Origin of the sequence: Pseudokineococcus marinus (assembly GCF_013004605.1) — a bacterium.
GTDB lineage: Bacteria > Actinomycetota > Actinomycetes > Actinomycetales > Quadrisphaeraceae > Pseudokineococcus > Pseudokineococcus marinus.
Genome location: NZ_JABEMA010000239.1, coordinates 1 through 4,755, shown reverse-complemented (window position 1 = coordinate 4,755; position 4,755 = coordinate 1). Strand labels below are relative to the sequence as shown.

The 4,755-nt window shown below is 75.0% G+C and carries 4 protein-coding genes and 1 pseudogene; 2 read left to right on the top strand and 3 right to left on the bottom strand.

Annotated elements, in window-relative coordinates; translation table 11 throughout:
- Positions 1 to 69 precede the first annotated feature (69 nt).
- The gene (locus HLB09_RS13055; RefSeq protein ID WP_171203784.1) at positions 70 to 531 is read left to right on the top strand and encodes an alpha/beta fold hydrolase; all 462 of its coding nucleotides are present in this window, start codon (positions 70 to 72) and stop codon (positions 529 to 531) included.
- A 109-nt stretch (positions 532 to 640) separates the two neighbouring features.
- Here the strand turns inward: HLB09_RS13055 and HLB09_RS13050 are convergent, their stop codons facing one another.
- Together HLB09_RS13050 and HLB09_RS13045 are read right to left on the bottom strand one after the other, a co-directional pair.
- Positions 641 to 991, bottom strand: a complete 351-nt coding sequence (locus HLB09_RS13050; RefSeq protein ID WP_212771040.1) for a putative quinol monooxygenase — start codon at positions 989 to 991, stop codon at positions 641 to 643.
- On the bottom strand, positions 984 to 3,836 hold the full coding sequence (locus HLB09_RS13045) for an aconitate hydratase (RefSeq protein WP_171203783.1): 2,853 nt from the start codon (positions 3,834 to 3,836) through the stop codon (positions 984 to 986). The genes HLB09_RS13050 and HLB09_RS13045 overlap by 8 nt, the downstream gene beginning before the upstream one ends.
- Positions 3,837 to 4,123: 287 nt before the next feature.
- Between HLB09_RS13045 and HLB09_RS13040 the strand changes: the two genes are divergently transcribed.
- Positions 4,124 to 4,330 carry a hypothetical protein gene (locus HLB09_RS13040; protein ID WP_171203782.1) on the top strand — a complete coding sequence of 69 codons (207 nt, stop codon included), beginning with the start codon at positions 4,124 to 4,126 and terminating at the stop codon, positions 4,328 to 4,330.
- 68 nt (positions 4,331 to 4,398) lie between these two features.
- Here HLB09_RS13040 and HLB09_RS13035 read toward each other — a convergent pair.
- Positions 4,399 to 4,755: pseudogene (locus tag HLB09_RS13035) on the bottom strand (class I SAM-dependent RNA methyltransferase); the annotation flags it as partial.

Genomic DNA, 4,755 nt, shown 5'->3' with positions numbered 1-4,755 from the left:
GGGGCCGTCGTCGCCTAGGCGCTCGCGGCAGCCCACCCCGAGCGCGTCGAGCACCTCGTCGCCCTGTCCGTGCCCCACCCGCGCGCCTTCGCCGCGGGCTTGCGCGAGGACCGCGAGCAGCGGCGGCGGTCCGCCTACATCGGCCTCCTGCGGCGGCGGGGCGTCGCCGAGCGGGTGCTGCTGGCGGGCGGCGCCCGCGGCCTGCGAGCCGCCTACGCCGGCTCCGCGGTGCCCCGACCGCTCGTGGACGCCCACCTGGCGCCGCTGGCCTCGCCGGGCGCGCTGGCCGGCGCCCTCGCCTGGTACCGCGGGCTGCGGGGCCGCGACCTGGCGTCGGTCGGCCCCGTCGACGTGCCGACGACCTACCTGTGGAGCGACCGCGACGTGGCCGTCGCGCGCGGCACGGCCGGGCGCTGCGCCGAGCACGTCACCGGCCCCTTCCGCGCGCGCACCCTCGCGGGCGTCTCGCACTGGGTGCCCGAGGAGCGCCCCGACGACGTCGTGGACGCCGTACGGCAGCCCCCCGCCTGAGGGCCCCGTCGCCCCTTCCGCCCACCGCCCCGTCCCCGTCACCGGTCCGGGACGACGACGGCCGCGCACCCCGTCGGGGTGCGCGGCCGTCGTCGACCTCGGCGGGGCGTCAGGGCAGCGCCACGACCTCGGTGAGCCGGACCTCGCTGCTCTCCACGACGCGCTGCGCCACGGCGTCCCACCGGGCGAAGTGCTCCGAGCCCTGGTGGTCGACCTCGAAGGCCTCCCGCGAGGCGTACACCTCGTGGAAGTGGAAGCGCAGCGGGTCCTCGACGTCGCGGTGCACGGTGAAGGCGAGGCACCCCGGCTCGTCGCGCAGCGAGCACCGCGCGTCGTCGGCGATGGCGGCGAGGAACTCCTCGACGCACCCCTCGCGGACCTGCTGCACCGCCCACAGGACGAAGGTCCCGGGCGGGTAGGAGCCCGGCTGGTCGCCGCTCGTCAGGAGGTCCTCAGCCACGCGGCGCCCCCAGAAGGGACCGCAGGACGTAATGGAGGATCCCGCCGTGGCGGTAGTAGTCCGCCTCGCCCGGCGTGTCGATGCGCAGCCGTGCGTCGATCTCGACGGTCTGGCCGGAGTCCTTCGTCGCCGTGACGCGCAGCGTGCGCGGCGTGGTCCCCGCGTCGAGCTGGGTGACGCCGGCGACCGAGAACGTCTCCGTGCCGTCGAGCCCGAGGCTCTCGGCCGTCTGGCCGTCGGGGTACTGCAGCGGCAGCACGCCCATCCCGATGAGGTTCGAGCGGTGGATCCGCTCGTAGCTCTCGGCCAGCACGGCGCGGACGCCGAGCAGGCGCGTGCCCTTCGCCGCCCAGTCGCGGCTGGAGCCCGAGCCGTACTCCTTGCCGGCGAGGACGACGAGCGGCGTGCCGGCGGCGGCGTAGGACTGCGCGGCGTCGTAGATCGTCGTCTGCTCCCCGCCCTGCGTGAAGTCGCGGGTGAAGCCGCCCTCGACGCCGTCGAGGAGCTGGTTGCGCAGCCGGATGTTCGCGAAGGTGCCGCGGATCATCACCTCGTGGTTGCCGCGGCGCGAGCCGTAGGAGTTGAAGTCCCCGCGCTCGATCCCGTGCTCGGCGAGGTAGCGGCCCGCCGGGCTGTCTGCCTTGATGGACCCGGCCGGGCTGATGTGGTCGGTCGTCACCGAGTCGCCGAGCTTGGCGAGCACCCGCGCGCCCTCGATGTCCGACAGCGGCGCCGGCTCGGCGCCCATGCCCTCGAAGTACGGGGGCTTGCGCACGTACGTCGAGCCCTCGTCCCAGGCGAAGGTCTCGCCCTCGGGCGTGGGCAGCGAGCGCCACCGCTCGTCGCCGGCGAAGACGTCGGCGTAGTCCTTCGTGAACATGTCGGTCGTGATGGAGCCGGTGACGACCTCGTCGACCTCGGCCGCGCTCGGCCACACGTCGCGCAGGAAGACGTCGGCGCCGCTCGGGTCCTGCCCCAGCGGCTCGGTCTCCGGGTCCCAGTCCATGGTCCCGGCGAGCGCGTAGGCGATGACGAGCGGCGGGCTCGCCAGGTAGTTCATCTTGATGTCGGGGTTGATCCGGCCCTCGAAGTTGCGGTTGCCGGACAGGACCGACACGACCGCCAGGTCCTCGTCGTTCACGACCTTCGAGACCTCGGGCGCGAGCGGGCCGGAGTTGCCGATGCAGGTCGTGCAGCCGTAGCCCACGAGGTGGAAGCCGAGCTTCTCCAGGTACGGCGTGAGGCCGGCGCGGGCGTAGTAGTCCATGACGACCTTGGAGCCCGGCGCCAGCGACGTCTTGACCCACGGCTTGGCGACGAGGCCCCGCTCGACGGCGGCCTTGGCGAGCAGCGCCGCCGCGACCATGACGGTCGGGTTCGAGGTGTTGGTGCACGAGGTGATGGACGCGATGGCCACGTGGCCGTGGTCGAGCTCCGTGCGCGTGCCGTCGGCCAGCGTGACGGGGCTGCGCCGGGACGCCCGGCGGGTGGCGGTGTCGACCTCGGCGGGCGCGCCGGACCCGTCCTGCCCGCTGCCCGTGGGCGCGTCGCTGGCCGGGAAGGTCTCGGCGAGGGCCTCGTCCTGGCCGTCGCCCGTGGTGACCGGGGCGTCGTCCGGGTCGGACTGCTCGTCGAGCGGCGCGTAGTCGGCCAGGGCGCCGCGGAAGGCCTCCTTGGCCTCCGAGAGGGCCACGCGGTCCTGCGGGCGCTTCGGGCCGGCGATGCTCGGCACGACCGTGGACAGGTCGAGCTCGAGGTACTCCGAGTAGCGCGCCTCCTGCGCGGGGTCGTGCCAGAGGCCCTGCTCCTTGGTGTAGGCCTCGACGAGGGCGACCTGCTCCTCGCTGCGACCGGTGAGGCGCAGGTACCGCAGCGTCTCCTCGTCCACGGGGAAGATCGCGGCGGTCGAGCCGAACTCCGGGCTCATGTTGCCGATGGTGGCGCGGTTGGCGAGCGGCACCTGCGCGACGCCGTCGCCGTAGAACTCGACGAACTTGCCCACGACGCCGTGCTTGCGCAGCTGCTGGGTGATCGTCAGCACGACGTCGGTGGCGGTGACGCCCGCGGGGATCTCCCCGGACAGCTTGAAGCCGACCACGCGCGGGATGAGCATGCTCACCGGCTGGCCGAGCATCGCGGCCTCGGCCTCGATGCCGCCGACGCCCCAGCCGAGGACGCCGAGCCCGTTGACCATCGTCGTGTGCGAGTCGGTGCCGACGAGCGTGTCGGGGTAGGCGACGCCGTCGCGGTCGAAGACGACGCGCGCGAGGTGCTCGATGTTGACCTGGTGGACGATGCCGGTGCCCGGGGGGACGACCTTGAAGTCGTCGAAGGCGCCCTGGCCCCAGCGCAGGAACTGGTAGCGCTCGCCGTTGCGCTCGTACTCGATCTCGACGTTCCGCTCGAAGGCGTCGGGACGGCCCGCCACGTCGATGACGACCGAGTGGTCGATGACGAGCTCGGCCGGCGCCAGCGGGTTGATGCGGGACGGGTCGCCGCCCAGCTCCGCGACCGCCTCGCGCATGGTGGCGAGGTCGACGACGCACGGGACGCCCGTGAAGTCCTGCATGACGACGCGCGCGGGCGTGAACTGGATCTCGGTGTCGGGCTCGGCCGACGGGTCCCACCCGGCGAGGGCGCGGACGTGGTCGGCCGTGACGTTGGCGCCGTCCTCGGTGCGCAGGAGGTTCTCCAGCAGCACCTTGAGGCTGTAGGGCAGCCGCTCGGCGCCCTCGACCGCGGACAGGCGGTAGATGCCGTGCTCGCTGCCACCGACCTCGAGGACCCCGCGGGCCCCGAAGGAGTCGGGGCCGGTGCGGCCGGCCTCGTCGCTGCTCGTGCTCATGTCGTCTCCCGTCGACGCTGACTGACCTGGCTCATGGTCGCGCCGCCGGCGCCACGCCGCGGCCCGAAGTATCTTGACGTCAAGATACTAGGCGGCGGGCACGCCTCTGTCACGGGAGGCGCGCCGCCACGGGAGGCGCGCCGCCGACCGCGGCGAGGGCGGGGACGACGTGGACGGGGCCGGCGTGGGCGCGCGCCCGGGCGACGGCGCGCCTAGCGTCGCAGGGCGGGTCCGGCGGTCCGCCCCGCACGGGGGCGGGCCGCGGCCGGGCCCCGCGAGGAGGACCCATGACCAGCGACGCAGGCACCGCGAGCGACCGCGAGCCCACGACCGGCGAGCCGCAGGACAGCGACCCCCAGGACAGCGACGGGGACCCGGGCCAGATGCCCCACCGCGCCCACGTGCGCGACGCCGTGGACGGCGTCGCCGAGGACGACACCGACCCGGGCTCGGACCCGGACGGCGACGCCGAGGAGCTGCGCTCCGGCGCCTGACCCCGGCTCGCGCCGCACCGGCTCCGCCTGCACCGCCCCCGACCGCGCGGCCGGGGGCGGTCCGGTGCTCAGCGCGGGTCGGCGCGGGGGACGAGCCGCGCCACCGCCTCGAGGTGGTGGGTGCTGGGGAAGAGGTCGAAGCCGCGCAGGCCGGCCAGGACGTAGCCCTCCTCGGCGAAGACGGCCACGTCGCGCGCCAGCGCGGCCGGGTCGCAAGCCACGTAGGCCACGGCGCGGGGGCGCCGGGCGACCACCGCGCGCACGACGCCCGCCCGGGCGCCGGTGCGGGGCGGGTCCAGGACGACGACGTCGACGGGCCGCGGGTCGTCCTCCTCCTCGAGGAGCCGCTGCACGGGGCCGTGCAGGAGGCGCACCTGCGGGTCGTCGTGGAGGTTGCGGCGGGCGTCGGCCACGGCGCGGGCGTC

Coding starts and splice junctions, on each gene's coding strand:
- HLB09_RS13045 (WP_171203783.1), bottom strand. CDS start 3,836: ATGAGCACGAGCAGCGACGAGGCCGGCCGCACCGGCCCCGACTCCTTC.
- HLB09_RS13040 (WP_171203782.1), top strand. CDS start 4,124: ATGACCAGCGACGCAGGCACCGCGAGCGACCGCGAGCCCACGACCGGC.